This is a genomic window from Pandoraea sp. ISTKB (assembly GCF_001721285.1).
In the GTDB taxonomy this organism is placed as follows: domain Bacteria; phylum Pseudomonadota; class Gammaproteobacteria; order Burkholderiales; family Burkholderiaceae; genus Pandoraea; species Pandoraea capi.
The window spans coordinates 44,921-64,661 of record NZ_MAOS01000024.1; the positions used below are offsets into that span (position 1 = coordinate 44,921).

At 64.1% G+C, this 19,741-nt stretch carries 20 protein-coding genes; 5 read left to right on the plus strand and 15 right to left on the minus strand.

Translation table 11 applies throughout. The annotated features are described in order from the left end of the window. Positions 1-66: 66 nt before the first annotated feature. Together A9762_RS06810 and A9762_RS06815 are read right to left on the minus strand one after the other, a co-directional pair. Complete coding sequence (locus tag A9762_RS06810) at positions 67-873, minus strand: ABC transporter ATP-binding protein (protein ID WP_069341279.1); 807 nt, start codon at positions 871-873, stop codon at positions 67-69. Between the two features lie 103 nt (positions 874-976). Beyond that, positions 977-2,950: a long-chain fatty acid--CoA ligase gene (locus A9762_RS06815; RefSeq protein ID WP_069341280.1), complete on the minus strand. Its 1,974-nt coding sequence runs from the start codon at positions 2,948-2,950 to the stop codon at positions 977-979. Positions 2,951-3,305: 355 nt separating this feature from the next. Between A9762_RS06815 and A9762_RS06820 the strand changes: the two genes are divergently transcribed. Both A9762_RS06820 and A9762_RS06825 read left to right on the plus strand, forming a co-directional pair. After that, the gene (locus A9762_RS06820; protein WP_069341281.1) at positions 3,306-3,977 is read left to right on the plus strand and encodes a Crp/Fnr family transcriptional regulator; all 672 of its coding nucleotides are present in this window, start codon (positions 3,306-3,308) and stop codon (positions 3,975-3,977) included. 26 nt (positions 3,978-4,003) lie between these two features. Continuing rightward, positions 4,004-4,621, plus strand: coding sequence for a GNAT family N-acetyltransferase (locus A9762_RS06825; protein WP_069341282.1), 618 nt, complete (start codon positions 4,004-4,006; stop codon positions 4,619-4,621). Positions 4,622-4,761: 140 nt separating this feature from the next. Here the strand turns inward: A9762_RS06825 and A9762_RS06830 are convergent, their stop codons facing one another. The 10 genes from A9762_RS06830 to A9762_RS06875 form a co-directional block, all read right to left on the minus strand. Continuing rightward, a complete protein-coding gene (locus tag A9762_RS06830) occupies positions 4,762-5,082 on the minus strand; it encodes a hypothetical protein (protein WP_069341283.1) in 321 nt (106 codons plus the stop codon). A gap of 246 nt (positions 5,083-5,328) precedes the next feature. Further along, on the minus strand, positions 5,329-6,429 hold the full coding sequence (locus A9762_RS06835) for a diguanylate cyclase (protein WP_069341284.1): 1,101 nt from the start codon (positions 6,427-6,429) through the stop codon (positions 5,329-5,331). Positions 6,430-6,719: 290 nt separating this feature from the next. After that, on the minus strand, positions 6,720-7,076 hold the full coding sequence (locus tag A9762_RS06840) for a RidA family protein (protein WP_069341285.1): 357 nt from the start codon (positions 7,074-7,076) through the stop codon (positions 6,720-6,722). A 55-nt stretch (positions 7,077-7,131) separates the two neighbouring features. Next, a complete protein-coding gene (locus A9762_RS06845) occupies positions 7,132-8,565 on the minus strand; it encodes an NAD(P)/FAD-dependent oxidoreductase (RefSeq protein ID WP_069341286.1) in 1,434 nt (477 codons plus the stop codon). Further along, entirely contained in the window at positions 8,562-8,870 is a 309-nt protein-coding gene (locus A9762_RS06850; protein ID WP_069341287.1) for a (2Fe-2S)-binding protein, read from the minus strand. Before A9762_RS06850 ends, A9762_RS06845 begins: the two co-directional genes overlap by 4 nt. Then, on the minus strand, positions 8,848-9,948 hold the full coding sequence (locus tag A9762_RS06855; protein ID WP_069341288.1) for an FAD-binding oxidoreductase: 1,101 nt from the start codon (positions 9,946-9,948) through the stop codon (positions 8,848-8,850). The genes A9762_RS06850 and A9762_RS06855 overlap by 23 nt, the downstream gene beginning before the upstream one ends. Before the next feature lie 3 nt (positions 9,949-9,951). Beyond that, the gene (locus A9762_RS06860; protein WP_069341289.1) at positions 9,952-10,767 is read right to left on the minus strand and encodes an ABC transporter permease; all 816 of its coding nucleotides are present in this window, start codon (positions 10,765-10,767) and stop codon (positions 9,952-9,954) included. Between the two features lie 14 nt (positions 10,768-10,781). Next, positions 10,782-11,720 carry an ABC transporter permease gene (locus A9762_RS06865; RefSeq protein ID WP_083253697.1) on the minus strand — a complete coding sequence of 313 codons (939 nt, stop codon included), beginning with the start codon at positions 11,718-11,720 and terminating at the stop codon, positions 10,782-10,784. Further along, entirely contained in the window at positions 11,717-12,835 is a 1,119-nt protein-coding gene (locus A9762_RS06870; protein WP_069341290.1) for an ABC transporter ATP-binding protein, read from the minus strand. Before A9762_RS06870 ends, A9762_RS06865 begins: the two co-directional genes overlap by 4 nt. Positions 12,836-12,884: 49 nt before the next feature. Further along, entirely contained in the window at positions 12,885-13,949 is a 1,065-nt protein-coding gene (locus tag A9762_RS06875; protein WP_069341291.1) for an ABC transporter substrate-binding protein, read from the minus strand. 172 nt (positions 13,950-14,121) lie between these two features. Between A9762_RS06875 and A9762_RS06880 the strand changes: the two genes are divergently transcribed. The 3 genes from A9762_RS06880 to A9762_RS06890 all read left to right on the plus strand — a co-directional run bounded on the left by A9762_RS06880 (position 14,122) and on the right by A9762_RS06890 (position 16,572). Then, the gene (locus A9762_RS06880) at positions 14,122-15,012 is read left to right on the plus strand and encodes a LysR substrate-binding domain-containing protein (RefSeq protein WP_240493466.1); all 891 of its coding nucleotides are present in this window, start codon (positions 14,122-14,124) and stop codon (positions 15,010-15,012) included. 228 nt (positions 15,013-15,240) lie between these two features. Then, entirely contained in the window at positions 15,241-15,981 is a 741-nt protein-coding gene (locus A9762_RS06885) for a response regulator transcription factor (protein WP_069341293.1), read from the plus strand. Positions 15,982-16,146: 165 nt separating this feature from the next. After that, positions 16,147-16,572 carry a cupin domain-containing protein gene (locus A9762_RS06890; protein WP_069341294.1) on the plus strand — a complete coding sequence of 142 codons (426 nt, stop codon included), beginning with the start codon at positions 16,147-16,149 and terminating at the stop codon, positions 16,570-16,572. 154 nt (positions 16,573-16,726) lie between these two features. Here A9762_RS06890 and A9762_RS06895 read toward each other — a convergent pair whose 3' ends face one another. Genes A9762_RS06895 through A9762_RS06905 form a run of 3 tightly spaced genes read right to left on the minus strand, consistent with a single transcriptional unit; the run spans position 16,727 to position 19,614 of the window. After that, a complete protein-coding gene (locus tag A9762_RS06895) occupies positions 16,727-17,926 on the minus strand; it encodes a cytochrome P450 (protein WP_069341295.1) in 1,200 nt (399 codons plus the stop codon). Next, positions 17,913-19,049 (minus strand): hypothetical protein, encoded by a 1,137-nt coding sequence (locus A9762_RS06900; protein ID WP_069341296.1) that lies wholly within the window; start codon positions 19,047-19,049, stop codon positions 17,913-17,915. The genes A9762_RS06895 and A9762_RS06900 overlap by 14 nt, the downstream gene beginning before the upstream one ends. A gap of 7 nt (positions 19,050-19,056) precedes the next feature. Further along, positions 19,057-19,614: an RNA polymerase sigma factor gene (locus A9762_RS06905; RefSeq protein ID WP_240493467.1), complete on the minus strand. Its 558-nt coding sequence runs from the start codon at positions 19,612-19,614 to the stop codon at positions 19,057-19,059. Positions 19,615-19,741 lie beyond the last annotated feature (127 nt).

Here is a 19,741-nt window from a genome sequence, read left to right on the forward strand (position 1 = left end):
ATGTCTCCAGGTTACCTATGCGTCGTCAACGGCCGTGAGGCTGCATCAACGCTCTGCGGTCTACCGTCAGGCGGCCGCCGGCATGCCATGCGACGCCCCGAGATACGCGCGAATGACCTCAGGGTCGGCGCGCACTTCCGCCGGTGTGCCGTCGCCGATCTTCTTGCCGTAATCGAGCACCACCACGCGATCGGAGATGTCCATCACCACCCCCATGTCGTGCTCGATCAGCACGATCGTCGTACCGAACTCCTCGTTCACTTCCAGGATGAAGCGGCACATGTCGCGCTTCTCTTCGAGGTTCATGCCGGCCATGGGCTCGTCGAGCAGCAGCAGCTCGGGCTCGGCAGCCAGTGCGCGCGCGAGTTCAACGCGCTTTTGCAGGCCATACGGCAACCGGCCGACCGGCGTCTTGCGGATGTGCTGGATTTCGAGGAAATCGATGATCGCTTCGACCTTCGCGCGATTGGCCATTTCCTCCTGCCGCGCCTTGCCCCACCAGATCGCGCTGGCGAGCAGTCCGGCACGCATGCGGGTGTTGCGTCCCGTCATGATGTTGTCGAGCACGGACATGCCCTTGAACAGCGCAATGTTCTGGAACGTGCGCGCCACCCCCTGCCGCGCCGCAGCCGTGGGATGCATGCGCTGACGAACTTCGCCGCGAAAGACGATGGTCCCCTGCTGCGGGTGATAGACGCCATTGATGACGTTGAGCATCGAACTCTTGCCGGCGCCGTTGGGGCCGATGATGGCGCGGATCTCGTGCGCCATCACGTTGAACGAAATGTCCGTCAACGCCTTCACGCCGCCGAAGGACAAACTGATGTGCTGCAAATCGAGTAAAACATCGCCAGTCTTGCGGGGCTCACTCATACCGTCTCCTGCGGCAATGCCGGGCTGAAGTCAGTGCGGGGTCGGCGCAAACGCTGCGGCCAGGGGATTCACGACGCGCACGAGTGTCGTGAATCCGTGCATCTCAGGCCGCACAGCGCAATGTCGCAGGCGCAGGGTCGTCGACCGGGGCTCGCACCCCGACCACGCGCGCCGGATGAATCGTCAGCGTGGCGCTCACGCTGCCCTCGCGTCCGTCCTCGAATTTAACCCGCGTCTCGATGAACTGCGACGCCTTACCCGTGTAGAACGCGTCGATCAGCACGTCATACTTCTGCGCGATGTACGCGCGCCGCACTTTGCGCGTGCGCGTGAGTTCGTCGTCGTCCGGGTCCAGCTCCTTGTGCAGAATCACAAAGCGCTGAATCTGCGCGGCGGCAAAGGCCGATTCCTTCGCGAGATCGGCATTGACTTGCTCGATGCAACCGAGGATCAGATCCGCCACGAGCGGGTTGCTGGCGAGATCGAGGTAGCCGGCATAGGCGAGGTTCTGCCGCTCGGCCCAGTTGCCGACCGCGTCCATGTCGATGTTGATGAACGCGCAGACACCGTCGCGGCCGTCGCCAAACGCCACCGCTTCCTTGATGTAGGAGAAGAACTTGAGCTTGTTCTCGATGTACTTGGGCGCGAACAGCGATCCGCAGGCGAGTTTGCCGACGTCCTTGGCACGGTCGATGATGCGCAGATGCCCGTCGGCGTCGATGATGCCGGCGTCGCCCGTGCGGAAGTAGCCCGCTTCGTCGAGCGCTTCGCGGGTGGCGTCCGGGCGCTTGTAATACTCCTTGAGCAGCCCCACACCGCGCACGAGCACCTCGCCGTTCTCGGCGATCTTGATCTCCATGCCCGGTGCGACCGGCCCTACGCTGTCGAAGCGCACCTGACGATCCGGTTGCAGGCAGACGTAAGCACACGTCTCGGTCTGCCCGTAGAACTGCTTCAGGTTGATGCCGATGGCGCGATAGAAACGGAACAGGTCCGGGCCGATGGCTTCGCCTGCGGTGTACGCCGTGCGGATGCGGCTCATGCCGAGCGTGTTGCGCAGCGGGCCGTACACGAACAGATTGCCGAGCGCATATTGCAGCCGGTCGAACACCGGCACGGGCCGGCCGTCGAGCACGGCGGCGCCACAGCGGTTCGCCACGTTCATGAAGTGCGCGAACATCTTGCGCTTGAGACGACTCGCGTCCTCCATGCGGATCATGACCTGTGTGAGCACGTTCTCGTACACACGCGGCGGCGCGAAGTAGTAGGTGGGGCCGATTTCGCGCATATCCGTCGAAATCGTGTCGGGCGATTCGGGGCAGTTCACGGTGAAGCCCGCCACGAGCGCCTGTGCGTAGGAAAAGAGGTGGTCGCCGACCCAGGCCATCGGCAGATAGGACAGCACTTCGTCGCCCGGGCCGAGCCGGTCGAAGGTGCTGCCGTGATACGCCGCGCCGATCAGCCCCGCGTGAGAGTGGCACACGCCTTTGGGTTTGCCCGTCGTGCCTGAGGTGTAGAGGATGGTGGCCGTATCGTCGGGGTCCACACCGGCTACGGCGTCGTCGAAATACCGCGGATGCTTCGCGTCGAACGTGCGCCCCTGCTCCAGGGCGGCATCGTACGACTGCAAGCCCGCGGCGTGGTAGTTACGCAGACCGCGCGGATCTTCGAAGATGATGTGCGACAGCCGCGACACCTGCTCGCGCAGCTCCAGCATCTTGTCGACCTGCTCCTGATCTTCGACGATGACGAAGTCGATCTCCGCGTCTTCGAGCACGTGCGCCATTTCAGCGGCAACGGCGTCCTGATACAGCGGCACGGCGACACCGCCGAGCGCCTGCGCGGCCGTCATCGCCCAGTACAGTCGTACGCGGTTGTTACCGACGATGGCCAGATTGTCACCCCGTTTGAACCCGGCAGCCGCGAGCGCACAGGCGAGCATGCGCACTTCCTGCGCAGCCTCCTGCCAGCTCCAGCTTTGCCAGATCCCGAGATCCTTTTCCCGATACGCCGTGCGGGCGCCCCGTGTCGCGGCATGCGCCAGCAACAATCGCGGGAAGGTAGTCCGCTCCTGCATGCCAGTCTCCTGTGTCTCGCCACATTTCGACGTCGGTCGAGGGGGAGTGGCGTGGCTCGGTCGGCTCGCGTGCTTGCGGCACGCGACTTGTGGCTCGCAGCGTCTTCGTCCGACGCTATTTTTTGATTTGGAATGCCATACAGCGCGTACAGCGCATACAGAGCTAAAGCAAATGCCATCAACAAGCGACTACGGCGACTACCGATATGCCGGGTAAATTTCAGCTTCTATACTTGTGTTTCGGCGCCGTTTCAGAGCGCCATGAATGCTTGTCTCGCTTACCAGGCAGGGCCAAGATACCGCATGGCTCACGGCGGGTTTGTCACCAGGATGACAATCAAGGGAAAGTCCCTATATGTCGCTCGAAAGCTTGTTGCAGCGCAGCGTGTGGGCGCAAGGACTGACACCGGAACAACGCGCGCGCGTGATGGCGGAAATCCAGGTGCGCCCGGTCGAAAACGGCGGTTACGTGTGCCGCAAGGGCGACCCGACGCACGCCTGGTTCGGCGTGATCGAAGGGCTCGTGAAGATTACGACGGCCTCGGCGAGCGGCAAGTCCGTGACCTTTACCGGCGTGCCGGCCGGGGCGTGGTTCGGCGAAGGGTCCGTGCTCAAGCACGAGATTCGCAAATACGACGTGATGGCGTTGCGCGATTCGGTCCTCGCGCATATGCCGATCGCAACGTTCGACTGGCTGCTCGACACCAGCATCCCGTTCAATCGCTTTCTCACGCTGCAACTCAATGAGCGATTGGGACAGTTCATCGCGGCGGTCGAACACGAACGTCTGCTCGATACGGACGCCCGCGTGGCACGCTCGCTGTCGTCCATGTTCAATCCGAACCTTTATCCGTCGGACGACAACACTGTACAGATTTCGCAGGAGGAGCTGAGCTATCTCGCCGGCGTGTCGCGGCAACGCGTGAACCTCGCGCTCAAGGTGCTGGAGCAGGCCGGGCTGGTGAAGGTAGACTACGGGGTGTTGACGATTCTCGATCTCGAAGGCCTACGCGAATTCGGCATGTAGGCCTCATCACCCCAACCGCCCGTCCCATGTCCACCCTTGCCTCCCCGGCCGTCGATTTCCGGCCCACGCTGCTCGGCAGCAGCGTCGAACTCCGTCCCCTCGAACGGCATCACGCGCCGGACCTCGTCGCAGCCGCAGCAGATGGTGAACTCTGGAATCTGAAAGTGACGGTCGTGCCGAACGCCGACACCGTCGACGCCTACATCGACAAGGCGTTGAAGGGCCGCGACGACGGCACCGTCATCCCCTTCGTTATCGTCTCCACGGCCACCGGCAAGGTCGTCGGCCACACCCGATTCTGGAAAGTGGACCTTGTGAACCGTAAGCAGGAAATCGGGCACACATGGGTCAGTGCGTCGGCACAGCGCTCCAGCATCAACACCGAGGCCAAGTCCTTGCTGCTGACCTACGCGTTCGAGACGATGCGTTGCGTGCGCGTGCAATTCACGACGGATGAGCTCAACGAGAAATCGCGCGCCGCGATTTTGCGCATCGGCGCGAAACAGGAAGGCATTGTCCGGCATGAACGCATCATGCCGGATGGCCGCAAGCGGAATTCGGTGCGATTCAGCATCATCGACGACGAATGGCCCGAGGTGAAAGCGGCGCTGGCACAGCGACTGGCGCGTGGTGCGGCGGCGTAGGGCCGTCGGTGTTGCCAGTCGCTCGCGTTCGCGTCAAAGGCCAGAAAGACCTGCGTGAATGACGCGCGTTGAGGGCGGGCGTCGGCGCATCGACCGCCTGCCCTGCTGCCTGTCAGGCCTCAACGCTCAAGCCTCAACCCTCAGGCCACAGCGGTCACCGGGCCGAGCGGGCCGGCGGCAAACAGCACCAGACAGGGACAAATCATGCGTCGCGCGATGTCCAGCGCCTCGGTCTTCGTTTCGAGAAAGGCCGCTTCCCACGGATTCTTGACGTGATCGCTCACATAGATATTCAACTTTGGGTCGTACTGCGAACCGAAGAACTCGTTCCGAAAGTAGAACCAGACGACGTAGCCGCGGCGCGGTAGTTTCTCGGGAAGCGGATGCACCGGGTACTCGTTAGCGGGCACCCGCTGTCTGAGCGAGATCCAGCGCTGGTAGTCCACACGTGTCGCAGTCATTCCATGCCTCCTCTGAAGAAAAGCCCCCACGGGGCGAGGCTTCATGATGCGGAAGAACACGCGACAAGAGTTACAGAAACTTCCGAATCACTACGACTCGTGATCCGTCAATCAAAAGCACCACGACCGGATTCGAAAGTTGCCCTCAGGTGAACACGCAGATGGGGCGAGGAACGGCGTCGGCATGCCGTCGTCGTGCTCCCCGCTTGACGGGGTCAATCGCGGTGTCCCGGCACGGCACCGCTGTCAGCGGAGCACCACGCCTTCGAAACCACCGTCGATATCGGCAATGACGATCCGGTCCTTCCCCGAGCGCTTGGCGGTGTACAACGCGTGATCGGCCATGGCCAGCCACGACGTCGGTGACACAAGATTCACCGTGTAGTTCGCCACCCCGACGCTCAGCGTCACATTGCGTGACGCGTCGAGCCCTTGTGTCGCATCCGAAAACACAGCGCAGACCTTCTCCAGCTTGCGGCGTGCCTTTTCGGCGGATTGCCCGTCGAACAGTACGCAGAATTCGTCACCGCCATATCGACCGATGACGTCATGACTGCCCAGTTCGGTCGAGAGGACATCCGACAGAATCCGGATCAGCGAGTCGCCCTGAAGATGGCCGTGCAGGTCGTTGATTTCCTTGAAACCGTCGATATCGATGAGTGCGATGCTCGCGGTGCCCGTGCGTCCCAGTCGCTTGTCCGCAAAGCAGCTCGTGAGCGCACGCATCCAGGATCGGCGGTTGAGCAGCGACGTCAGATCGTCCTGATCGCTGATGCGGCGCAGCGTGCGCTCGCTTTTCGACAAGCGCTTCGCCAGACGAAAACTCGCGAGTCCGACAAGCGTCGGGTAGATCAGCAGCAGCGGCAGACTCGCGACCAACTCCCGGAGCTCAATGCTGGTCTGCACCGTGAAGCCGAGCACGGTGCCGGTCAGCAGCGCACCGACGATCAGTGCCAGAAGGCCGTCGCGCAACATCCGGTACCCGCCAATGGACGCGTTGTGCATGAGGAGCACCGACACCAGAACGGCAGATGGCACACCGCTGAACTGCATGGCGACCACCCAGCCGCCGCCGAAGGCTGAATCGCACAACAGATTGCGCCGCTCGGCCTTGACCGGATCGGGCGACGCCATGGCGATGACGTGGGCGAACGCAGGCCAGAGAAACGCGTTGAGCGCCCAGATCCCATAGCCGACGTGCGACGCACCGGCACGCTGGATGGCCGTGAATACCGCGATAGCGCTCAGGACACATCCCAGACTGCGCAGCCCCAGCACATGGCGCGAGAAGTCTCGCGCCTTCTGGGCCTGAGTACGCGTGGGCTGGTCTGTCGATGGATCCGTCATGTCGCCTGAGCTTTCGGCGGCTACACGGTAGTTCGTGCCGAATTCGCTCGAAAAATGAGATAAATGTGCCGACTTGCTACCGATAATGTACCGGCTCGCGCATTATGCCTGCGCTCGCTGACTTCCAGCCGTACATCGCGACGCTCATTGGAATCATTAAATTCACCAGTGCGTTGACCCTTTCATCGAGTTCGGGCGGTGATCGCGCCACGATGCGGCTGCGCCCGATGAAAAAGGCCCGCAGTCAATCTGCGGGCCCAGGGTCTTGCGTACTGCCGATGCGCGACCGATTATTTCGCCGCAGCGATCACGGCGATTTCGACGAGCAGGTCCGGCGCGGCCAGCTTCGACTCGACCGTCGCGCGCGTCGGGGTGTTGCCCGGGCTCGTCCAGGCGTCCCACACGGCGTTCATCCCGGCGAAGTCCGACTCGATATTCTTGAGCCACACTTGTGCAGACAACAGTCGCGACTTGTCGATGCCGGCGTCCTTCAGATAGCCGTCGATCTTCGCCAGCACCTGCTGCGTCTGACCCGTGATGTCCTGACTACGGTCGTCGGCGGTCTGGCCACCGATGTAGACCGTTCCGTTATGCACCACCACACGGCTCATCCGTGCATTCGTGTGATGACGTTGAATATCGCTCATTACCACGTCTCCAAAAGGAATAAAAAGAGTAGATGACAGGCGTTTGCCGTCTCACCTACTTGGGGAAACCTGCGCGTTCACTCAGGAATTCGGGCGCTTCGATCGCCGACGCCAGCTCACCCAGCGTGACCGGCTTGATCGGCGGACGGATGCGGTAGTAGCCGACTTCCGGCACCGGGCAGTCTTGCGCCTGCGCGAGCAATTCGGCCACGGTCATGCCGCAGAACCGGCCCTGACACGGGCCCATGCCACAGCGCGAGAAGGTCTTCGTCTGGTTCGGTCCGACGCACCCCAGACCGGCCATGCGGCGCACGTCGCCTGCCGTGACCTCTTCGCAGCGGCACACGATGGTGCTGTCGTCAGCCGGCGCGCGAAAGCCGTCGGCCGGTCGATACAGCGCGTCGAGGAACGGACGGATCGACGTATGCGAGGCCAGTTCGCGACGCAGCGACAACGCCCGCGAGTCGCGCTTGGCGGCATCGAGCCTGCCCAGCTTCGCGGCGGCCTGAGCGGCGGCGAGACGCCCTGACGGCTCCGCCGCCAATGCCCCGCCGATGCCCGCGCCGTCGCCTGCGACGAAGATTCCCGGGACACTGGTCTCGCCCCAGCTATCGGTCTTCGGACGCCAGCACAGCTGTGCCTCGTCCCACTCGTGATCGCAACCGATCGAGCGCGTGACCTGCGTATTGGGAATTACGCCCTGATGCAGCAACACCAGGGCCGTATCGATGCGCTGCGTCTTGCCGTCCACGACATATTCGATGGCTTCTGCCTGCGCTTTGCCGAGCACGCGCAACGACGACACGTGCTTGACGTGCTGTACGCCTGCCGCGCGAATCGTGCTCAGCAACTTGAAGCCCTTGAGCAGATAAGACGGCGCGCGCAAGGCGCCGCCTGCGTGACGCAGCGCTTCGCGGCGCGCGCTCGCCTCGGCCGTGTCGAGAATCGCCCGCACCGGCACGCCGGCATTGATGAGCTGCCACGCAAACAGATAGAGCAACGGGCCGCAGCCCGCCAGCACGGCCGGGGTATCCGGCACCAGCGCCGAGGCCTTGAGCAACGTCTGCGCCGCCCCGACCCCCATCACGCCGGGCAACGTCCATCCCGGAATCGGGAACGGACGCTCCTGTGCGCCGCTCGCGAGCACGATCGCGCCCGCTTCGATTTGCAGCGTGCCGCCGCCTGCGCTCTGGCGGGTGACCGAGACACGCTTGTCCGTGCCGATCTGCCAGGCGAGCGTTTGCGGCCAGTAGGCGATGTTCGCCTCGGTGAACGCGTCGACGAGCGCACGTCCGCGCAGATAATCCGGCCCGAGCACGCCCGGATCAGCGAGCGGCGAGCGGCTCACGCTGCGGTAAATCTGACCGCCGGGCAGCGCGTTTTCATCGACGACCAGCGGCTCCAGTCCATGGCGCTTCGCTTCGAGCGCCGCCGCCAGTCCCGCAGGTCCGGCGCCGACGACCAACAAATCCACGTGTTTCGTGCTCATGCCAGACTCCTTGCGCCATCCATGCGACGTACCTGCATTCCCTCGCGCACGGGCGTCATGCACCCCTGCCGGTTCGGCACCCCGTCGATCTCCACGAGACAGTCGAAACACACGCCCATCATGCAAAACGGCGCGCGATCGCTGCCGGTCACGGGCGTCGTGCGGCATGCCGTCACGCCTGCGAAGAGCAAGGCTGCCGCCACGTTCATGTCCGTCGGCACATCGACCGGCGTCCCTTCGATAAACATCCGCACCGTCGCGCCATCCTTGCGCGCCAGCGACTTAAGCAGCGAAACGTTTGGCATAGAAATGATCCAGAAGCGCGGGGCGTTCGGCGCCGAGAATCCACGGCGCGATGGTTTCACAATGCGCAGCGGCGAGCGTCACGCCGCTGTGGCAGGTCGCGAGGAACGCGCCCGGACAGGCTTCCGATTCCTCGTAGATCGGCAGACCGTCGGCGGTCATCACGCGCAACGCGCCCCACGCGCGCACCACGCGCACATTCTTGAGAATGGGGAACGGTGCAATGCCGCGCCGCGCGATGTCGGCGAGTACGTCCGGCGTCACGCCATCGTTAAAGCCCACGTCTTCGGCCGAGTCGCCGAGCATGACGGAGCCTTCAACGGTCTGACGCACATAGATGGTCGGATAGTCGAGAAACGGTTTGACACGCTCGGTCACGAGAATCTGCCCGCGCAGCGGCTTGACGGGGGCATTGAGGCCGACCATCGGTGCGAGATCGCGATTGCCCAGCCCGGCGGCAAGTACCACGCGGCCGGCTTCGAACGACACGTCGCCCATGCTGACGCGAAAGGCATTGCCCAGATGACGGATGTCGGTCACACGGCCGTTGGGCGCATACTCGCCGCCCGCCTGCTCGAATGCGGCGAACAGCGCGCGCAGCGTGTACAGCGGGCTCACGTGGCCGTCGTTAGGGGAATAGATCGCGCCGTGCACGTCAGGGCCGATGGCCGGCAGACGCTCGGCGAGTGCATCGTGATCGAGCACTTCATAGACGAGCGCAGGCTCGGCTTCCTTGAGCTTGCGCATGCTCTCGACCTTCACAGCAAGCTCCTCGGCGGTCTGCGCGATGTTGAAGCCGCCCGGCCGTTGAAAGCCGACGTCCACACCGGTACGTGCAAACAGCTCATCGGCCATGCCCTGCCACGTGTTCGCCGAGTGCAGCGACCAGCGTGCATAGTTGGTGCAGGTGCCTCCCTTGCCCTGCACCCAGACCAACCCGAAGTTGCCGCGAGCGGCTCGCAGCGAGTTGTCTTCGCCATCGCAAACGACGACGCGTTGTCCGCGCTTGGCGAGCCCGTAGGCAATCGCCATGCCGACGAGGCCACCGCCGATGACGGCGATATCGTATGTCTTTTGCATGTTTTAGTGATTTCCAACCAGAACTTTGTTCAATCCGTAGATGCGATCGAGCACCAGCATCACGGCGAGCGTCAGGCCGATGAGCAGCGTCGAAATCGCCGCCACGCTCGGGTCTACCGTCTCGCTCATGTTCATGTAGATGCGCACCGGCAGCGTGATCGTCTCGGGCGAGGTCACGAAGATCGTCGCCGTGAGTTCGTCGAAACTGTTGATGAACGCCAGCACCCAGCCGCCCGCCACGCCCGGCAGGATCGCCGGCAGCGTGATCCGGCGGAAGGTCGTCCAGCGCCCCGCGCCGAGCGAGCGCGCCGCCCGTTCGCCTTCATCCGCCTGACCGACGAGCGCCGCCATGATCAGACGCAAGGCATACGGGAAGATGAGCAACGCGTGACAGGCGACCAGACTTTCGAACGAGCCGCCCATGTCGAGCAGCGTGAACAGCCGCAGGAAGGCGATACCCAGCACCACCGGCGGAATCATCAGCGGCGAGAGCAGGAACGAGTTGATCGCGTCACGCCCCGGAAAGCGATAGCGCGCGAGCCCCATCGCGGTAGGCACGGCCAGCACCGTCGACACCGTGGCGGACATCACACCCAGCCAGAGGCTGGTGCGCAATGCCGACTGGAAGTCCTCATCGCCCATGAGCGACTTGAACCAGCGCAGCGAGAAGTGCTGCGTTGGAATCGAGAGGAAGTTGTCCGGCGTGAAGGCCACCAGGCACACGACGACCAGCGGCGCGAGGATGAAGACGAGAAACACCCCATGGAACACGAGCGCGCCGAAGCCGTTGCGATCGTACTGAGAATCTTGCGAAGACATGTGAGGGCCTCCCGTCAGCCGAGACGGCGCGTAAAGCGCTTCTCGAGTGCGCGGTTGTAACCGCTGATGATGAGCACGTTGACGATCAGCAGCACGATGGCGATCGCCGCGCCCAGCGGCCAGTTCAGCGTGCCGAGGAATTCGTCGTACGCCGTGGTCGCCACGACCTTCAGACGACGGCCACCGATCAGTGCCGGCGTGGCAAACGCACTTGCCGTCAAGGCGAACACGATCAGGCTGCCCGAAAGAATGCCCGGCGTGATCTGCGGCAACACCACTCGCCACATCACCGTCGCGCGCCCCGCACCGAGCGAGCGTGCGGCATGAGCCACAGCCGGGTCGAGCCGCGTGAGCGACGTCCACACCGAGAGCACCATCAGCGGCACCAGCACATGCACCAGCGCCACCGTGACTGCGCCCATCGTGAACAGCATCTGCAACGGATGATCGATGAGACCGAGCTTCGTGAGCACCGTATTGATGAGCCCTTCACGGCCGAGCAGGATCGACCAGCCGAGCGTGCGAACGACGACCGAAATCAGCAGAGGGCCGAGCACGAGCACCAGGCACAGCGAGCGCCACGGGTCACGCATGCGGAACAGGAAATACGCCTCCGGCACGCCGACGAGCACGCACAGCAGCGTGACGCCGACCGACAACAGCAACGTGCGCAGGAAGATCTCGTAGAAGTAGCTGTCCGTGACGATGTCGAGGTAATGCTGCAACGACACCGTCGGCAAAATGCCGCCCGAATTCGGATCGAAGCCATGCAGGCTCAGCACGAAGGTCAGGACGAGCGGAACGGCGAGCAAGACGAGGAAATACAGCGTGGCCGGCATGACCAGCGTCCAGGCGGCACGGCGCTGGCTGGCGATCTCCGGGGAGACCGCCGTCGACGGCTTCACCGCTTGCACGGCGCTCGCGCCGGGTGGCGTGGACGTCGCGGCGTTCATGCGCTCTCCTGTACCAGACGCAGGGCGTCGTCGGCCCAGTCGAGCCCGACGGCATCGCCGTCGTTGGCGGCGACCACGCCGTCGTTCGACACGAGTACGCGCAAATCGCCCAGCGCGGTCGACACGGTGAGCAACCAGTGATTGCCGTGGAAGCTGCGCTGTGCGACCCGCCCCGGCACGCGCCCGGCAGCGGCCGACGTCAGCCGGATTCGCTCAGGACGCAGACAGAACGTGACGGCAGCATTGGACGCATTGGCTGCCTCCGCCGACGCGAGCCCCGCCTGCGCAGGCGACAGCACCAGCCGCAGCCCCTGCACTTCGAGCAACGCCACACCGCCGCGCACGTCGAGCTGACCGGTGATGAGATTGGTCTGCCCGATGAAGCTCGCCGCAAACGTGGCGCGCGGGTCTTCGTACACGTCGTGCGGCGTATCGATGCGCACCACACGCCCGGCGTTGAGCAACACCACCCGGTCGCTGATGGCGAGCGCTTCGGCCTGATCGTGCGTGACCATGATGGTGGTCGTGCCGACCTTGCGCTGAATCGCGCGCAACTCGTCCTGCATCTGTTCGCGCAGCTTCGCGTCGAGGTTCGAGAGCGGTTCGTCGAGCAACAGGACCGGCGGCGCGATGACCATCGCGCGCGCCAGTGCCACACGCTGACGCTGCCCGCCCGAGAGTTCGCGCGGATAGCGTTGTGCGTGCTGGCCGAGGTGCACCAGCTCCAGCGCGTCCTTCACCCGGCGTTGCTTCTCGCCGGGATCGACGCGCCGCATGTCCAGACCGAACGCCACGTTCTGCGCCACGGTCATGTGCGGAAACAGCGCGTAGCTCTGGAAGACGATCCCGAGCCCGCGCTTTTCCGGCGGCACCGGCGTCAGATCGCGGCCTTCGAGCAGAATCCGGCCGGACGTCGGTGTCACGAAGCCGGCAATCATCTGCAACGTGGTCGTCTTGCCGCAGCCGGACGGCCCCAGCAGGGAGATGAACTCGCCCTGCGCGATCGAGAGATCGACGCCCTCGACGGCGACGGTGTCGCCGAAGCGTTTGCCGAGTTGTTCGACGCGCAGATAGGGAGTCGTCGCGGGTGTGCTCGTGGGGGTGCGGGTGCTCATGACGCTTGTGTTCTCCAACGGACGCTCAAATGAAGGCTCAACCAACGACTCAACGCTCGATCTGGCGATTCCAGCGCTGCGTCCAGTCGGCGCGCTTGGCGTTCACCACGTCCCAGTCGACACGCACGAGCTTGTCGATCTGCGCCGGCGACGGCACACGTGCGGCCACGGCCATCGACAGTTGCGTCTTCTTGTTCGACGGTGCGACGCCCTGGCTTTCCGCCAGCACGGCCTGCGTCTGCGGCGAGAGGATCATCTGGATGAACTTCTGGGCGAGCGCGTCGTTGGCCGACTTGTCGACTGCACACATGCCCATGCCGAGCGCGACTGCGCCTTCCTTCGGATAGACGAATTCGACCGGAATGCCCTGCTGACGCAGCGCCTGCACGCGGCCATTGCCCCACACGGCGATCGCGACTTCATCGGCCTGGAACAGCTCGGCGATCTTGCCCGGCGACGGATCGAACGACAGCACGTTCGGCGCGATCTTCTCCATCTCCTTGAAGCCCGGATCGATGTTCGCGTCGCTGCCGCCGTTGAGCTTCGACTCGACGAGCAAGGCATGCAGACCGTAGGTGTTCTTGATGCTCGGCATCACGAGCTTGCCCTTGTACTTCGGGTCCGACAGTTCCTTCCACGACGTCGGTGCCGGCCAGCCCTTGGCCTGGAACAGACGCGTGTTGTAGGCGATACCCGTGGCGATCAGCCCGGCCGCCACGGCGTTACCGTTCTTGAACTTCGCGATGTCGTACAGATCCTGATAGACCGGCGCGTCGGCAAGCTTGCCGCAGAAGCCCATCTGAATGGCCTGATACATCGGACCGTCATCGAGGAAGACCACGTCCATACCGGCCTTGCCCTTTTGCGCCTGAAGCTTCGCGAGCGTCGTCGTCGAATCACCCGGCACGATCACTACCTTGGTGCCCGGATTGGCCCGTTCGAAGCCAGGAATGACGTCTTTCTTGAGCATCTGCTCGAACGACCCGCCATAGGCGCCGACGTACAGCGTGGTGTCGGCGTGCGCAGCGGTAGCGCCAAAAACGAGACCGGCAGCAGCGCAAACGACAGCGGTGCGACCTAGCTTGCGAAACGTTTGGGGAACGACAGTCTTCATCGGGAAGCTCCTTGCGTGATGCAGTGTTATGTGATGTTATGGCCCGGCATTACGAAAAAAAATCAAACTATTGCGTGGTTTTCGTAGGGTCATTTTCGACACACGCAGGGTCAAATCACATTTTTTTGCTCCGCCATACGCAAATGTTATGGCGCAGGGAGACGAGGCTTCGATGAAGATCCGGCAGTTGGAGGCATTTCGTGCGCTGATCCTGCGCCAGACGGTCACCCGCGCGGCGGACATGCTTCACATTTCGCAGCCGGCGGTCACGCGCCTGATCAACGATCTGGAAGCCGACGTAGGGTTTTCCTTATTCGACAGAAGCAACGGTCGGCTCAATCCGACGCCCGAGGCGATGGTCCTGTTCGAAGAGGTGGAGCGCTCGTTTGCGGGCATCGACCGCATTGCGCAGACGGCAGAGCAGATCAAGTCGTTACGGCGCGGCTCGCTGCACATCGCCGGAGCGCCCGCGCTCGCACTGGAGTTCCTGCCGACGACGCTGACCGGCTTCATGCGGGAGCATCCGGGCATCAGCACGACGCTGCTGATTCATGCGTCGAGCATCGTGGTCGATATGGTGGTGGGCCGACGCTGCGACGTCGGTTTCATCGCGCACCCCCTCACGCATGCGGGCGTGGATGTAGAAACGCTGCATCGCGCCCCGATGCGGTGCATCCTGCCGCTCGGTCATCGGCTTGCGGACCGCGACGTGATCCGCCCAGAGGATCTGAGCGGCGAGTCGTTCATCTCCTACCCGAAGGAATTCGATAACCGGATGTACATCGACCGGCTCTTCGCGGAGCGGCAGATCGACCGGGTGATGAGCGCGGAGTCGCAGTTGTCGGCAGCCATCTGCGTGCTGGTGCAGCATGGGGCGGGCGTGGCGATCATCGATCAGGTCACGGCGCGCTACGCCGCCGGACGCGTCATCGTCAAACCCTTCGAGCCTGTGGTCATGTCGGGCTTCTCGCTCGTCACCTCGACGCAGCACCCGCCGTCGCGACTCGCGCAGGCGTTCGTCGACTACACGAAGCAGCGCATGATCGCGCTGCTCGACGACTGACGCGGCGAACGCAAGGTCGCACCAAAGTTGGGCGCAGGATTATCAGAATCCGTCAACTAGCACCCCTATCAATTACGATAGGCTTTCAACAGGTCGATGCAAAATCCTCAAGTTTCTTTTGGCGGACTGAAGTGTTTTAAGCATGACAACGCGAAACCCGACAATTTCTCTTTCGGGCGCGCCAGATGCATGAAACAACGAATTCGAGTTCGGCAATAGGAGCATGAAGTGAAGTTTGCAGTTCTAACGTCAGACATCGGGCTCTACGACGCCATTCGCAACCGCCTCAGCGCCGACGGCGACTGTCAGCGATTCGACGACGCCGCCCAGTATCTTGTGGCTGCCTCGCGCATTCCGTATTCGGCGGTGCTCGTCGATGCGGCGCTCGGCCCTCTGGACTTGCAGGGCGTACTCGCCCGCCGTCGGGGCACGCGCAGTGCCGGTGCGCCGGTCATCGGTTTCGGCACACCCTCGTGGATGCTCGACCTGTCGTTTCGCGCCGGGTGCGACGACGTGCTGCCGTTCCCCGTCGACGTGGCCGAGTTGCAGATCCGCCTGGCCACGACGCTCCACCGACGCGCCTCAGCCAACGCGGCCCGCAGCGACGACCTGCTGGAAGTCGGCGCCTACCAGCTCGACCGGGGCCGCGACACCGTTGCGGTGAACGGCATCGAAGTCGAGCTCACGGCGCGCGAGTTTGCACTCGCGTGGCTGCTGTTCTCGGCGCCGGACATGCGCGTGAGCCGTGCCCGCATCGCGTCGCTGATCTGGCGCAGCGACGAAGCCGCCGCCGCGCGCAGCATCGAACAGCACGTCTATCTCCTGCGCAATCGCCTCGGTCTGCGCGGCGAGCACGGTCTCGTGCTGCGTGCGGTGTACGGCGGAGGCTACTGCCTTGGCGCGCGCCCGCGCCGGATCACGCGAGCGGCCCCGCGCGTGCAAGCCTTGCCTGAAGCCCCGCGCGATTGATATGCTCTCGCCCGGCCGCACGGCCCACGCTCGCGGCCGCCGGGAGCAGGCTCGGGCGCACGCACGACAATAGAGACAATAGAGACGACGACAATGCTGCAACGCAGTTCCCATCCAACCCGCCGCCCTTATCGATCCAATCGATCCCTGGCGGCCGCCGCGTTGATGACGCTCGCTCTGTACGCGGGCGGCGCCGTCGCGCAACCGCTGCACCCCATCAAGGTGAACAAGCAGGAGTTGGCGGGGCCGGTGTTCGACCGCGCCGATGCCGTGCACGAGAATGAAGACGGCAACGACACCGTCGATGTGACCACCTTCACCTCGCCCGACAAGGCATTCCAGACCGGCGTGTTCAAGTCCGGTCCGGTGCGCGAGGAGATTCGTTCGGCCCCCGGCTATCCGTACACCGAATTGCTCGTCTTCCTTACCGGCGGTGCGAAGTTCACGTCGAGCGACGGCACGGTCGTCGAGGCGGGCCCCGGTGAAGCCGTTACGCTCCCCAAGGGCTGGACCGGCGTGTTCGAGTCCAAGGGCTACACCAAGCTCTATGCCGTGTACGACACCGACGCCCCCTCGCATATCGACCAGTGAGTCCCGGTCATCCCGGGAAGACCGGGTAAGCGCGTCAGCGTGCCCCCCGTCAAAACGAATCGGCCCGTCACGACAATGCGTGACGGGCCGATTCGTTTTAAAGCCGGGTCAGTGGCGACGTGACGCGACGCCACGCGGCGTCGCCGTCGATCGATCAGTAGTTCGCCATCAGCGATGCCACGCCGCGCAGGCTGTGACGACGATGCCAGCGCAGGTCGTCGAGCCCGGTGATCTCGAGCTTCGGGAAGCTGCCGAGCAGCTTGTCGAGCGCGATTTGCAGCGTCGCCGTCGCGAGCCGCGCGCCGAGACAGTGGTGAATGCCGGCGCTGAACGAGATCAGTCGACCGTGATTCTCGCGACGGATGTCGAAGCGATCCGGGTCCTCGAATCTGGCCGGATCCCGGTTGGCCGCGCCCAGCAGCATGAACACCGTCGTGCCGGTCTCGATGGCGACATCCCCGACGCGCACCGGCGAGAGCGCCGTGCGGGCCACCATCTGCACCGAACTGTCGAAGCGCATTGCCTCGACCACGGCCGCCTGCGTGAGCGACGGATCGCTGCGCAGCGCCTGCCATTGGGCCGGATCGCGGTAGAGGTGAATCAGCGCGTTGCCGAGCATGTTCGACGTGGTTTCATGGCCCGCGACGAACAGCAGCAACATGTTGGCGACGATCTCCTCGTCGGACAGACCGCCCTCGCCGCTCGTCGCCACGATCAGCGCGGAGAGCAGGTCGTCGCCCGGCTCCCGGCGGCGCACGCGCAACAGCCGGTCGAAATACGATTCGAGCGTGACGGCGCCCTTGTTGGCCTGCGCCAGCCCGGCTTCGTCGAGCGGCGCCAGATCGAACGCGCGCACCAGCGCCGCGGCGCTTTCGCCGAGCACCTGACCGTCTTCGATGGGCACGTCGAGCATGCGGCAGATGATGCGCAACGGCAGCGGCGTGCAGTAAGACGACATGAGATCAACCGGCCCCGTCGCGGGCATCGCCTCGATGAGACGCGCGGCCTGCTCGTGCATGTCGCTCGACAGGTCTTCGATACGCCGTGCATTGAACGAATGCATCAACAGCGTGCGCAAACGCGTGTGCTCCGGCGGGTTCGCCATCAGGAACATGCGGCTGATCGCGCGAAACACCGGCTGTTCCGTCGCGAGCGGGCCGTACCGGGCGATCACGCTCGGCATGTAGGCCTTGCCCATGCGGCGATCGTGCAGCAGCGCTTCGATCAGATCGTAGCGCCCCGTCATCATCAGCGAGGGGCCGATGGGGACCAGATCGCCAGCCTGGCGCAAACGTTCGTAGACGGGATAGGGATTGTCGAAAAATGCGGGGGAAGAAAAATCAACGAGATTCATATGTCGGAGAAAGGGGGGAATCTGCCATCGCATCGGTGAACGGCTGCAAGACACCACCGGCTTGCAGACCCGGCGGCGTCGCGCCACCGTCGTAGAGCACCGGCACGACGTCGTTGGCGAGCGCCCGGGCGATCGGCAGGAGATCGCTCGACCCGGAGGGAGCGACCAAAGCGAACATCTGCCCATCGCGACGCCACGTCACCGTGTCCATCGGGGGAATGACCTGTGCGGAAGGCCCATGATCCAGACGCGTGTCCTTGACGACATACAGCGCCACCGGGGGCCCCTCGCGCGGCAGATAGGCAATCTGCACGACGGCCCGGCCGTCGAACTGCAACCGTTGCAGGCGCTTGAACTCCATGTTCGCGCGACGCAGATCGGGCACGATCAGCGGTATGTCGTCGCGATGACGGATCGCACGCACCGTGGCAATCGCCTCGGCCGGCTCGTCGTCGAGCGGGTCGAGCGTCGCACGGGCAATCAGCGTCTGATAAGACACGAACGCCCGCACCCACGGCTCGTACGAGCCATGCCACACGTTGGGGGCTTCCGGCGGCGACGCCACGACACTGTCGACGTCCAGATTACCGGCCGCCACCATTGCCCGGGCGAGCGGCAACGGGGTCGGTGCCGGCCCGTCGGTCATGAAGCGCGCACCGGCGCTGGCCACGAGTACGGCAAACGCCATCGCACCGGCCGAGAAGCCACCGATCTGCCACCAGATGGCGCCCGGACGCCGACGTGCGGTCGCCCCGCTACGCTCGCCGCCATTGCGCTCGCGCTCGAGCGAGCTGCGACGCGGCACCGCACTGCGGCTGCGCACGTGTACGCGATGCCGCGCACGCGCAAAGCGTGCGTCGTTGGCACTGGCTACATGGGAGGGAACGTCGAGCGTCGTGCGTCCGCGCACCAGCGTGCGCAACGTCGACACGAGTTCGGGCGGTACCGGCTCGGAAAAACAGTCGTCATACGCGGCGCGAAACGGCAGATCGGACGCGCGCAACGCCGCCACGCGCGCCGCGAGGGCGGGCGAGCGGGCAATGGCAGCTTCGACCTTCGCGTTCACATCGTCGCTCAGGCTGCCATCCACGTAAGACAGGAGGGTCTGGTCGGTGATCACCATTACGTCATTACGTGGGGGTTTCACCCACGCCAACGCCGCTGCGCCGGCGCGGCGCGACATCGAACTGCACGCCGAGGCGCTGACGGGCGGCGGACAGGCGACCCATGACGGTCGCGACCGGAACATCGAGAATCTGCGCGGCCTCGCGGTAGCTGAAGCCTTCGACGGCCACGAGCAACAACGCCACACGCTGCGGCGTGGGCAAGCGCTCGACGGCGTCCACGATCTGGCGGTGTCCCACGTGCTCGTCCGGCAATCCCGACACGGAGTCGGCAATGTTTTCGAGCAGCGCGTCGTCCCAGGCCACACCGCCGCGATTGCGCACGTTGCGCGCACGCAGCTCGTTGAGCCAGAGGGAATGGACGATGGAGTAGAGCCAGTTCAGCGGCGCACTGTCGGGCCGCAATTGGGCGTCGGCGCGCTCCAGTGCACGCACGCAGGCGCGTTGCACGAGATCTTCGGCGTCATGACGATCGCCGGTCAGCCGCAGCGCGAACGTCCACAGCTTCGGCAGCATGGGGAGCAGCAAACGTGCAAACCCCGAATCGTGCTCGAACTGCATCATGTTCACTCACCACCACGGCAACAGGCCGAAAGATTCGCATTATTCACAAGTCGGTGTATCGAAAGAATAGAAATCATTCCAAATTCCCTTCAATACCGGCCGCAATACGGCTCATCCACGTATAGAT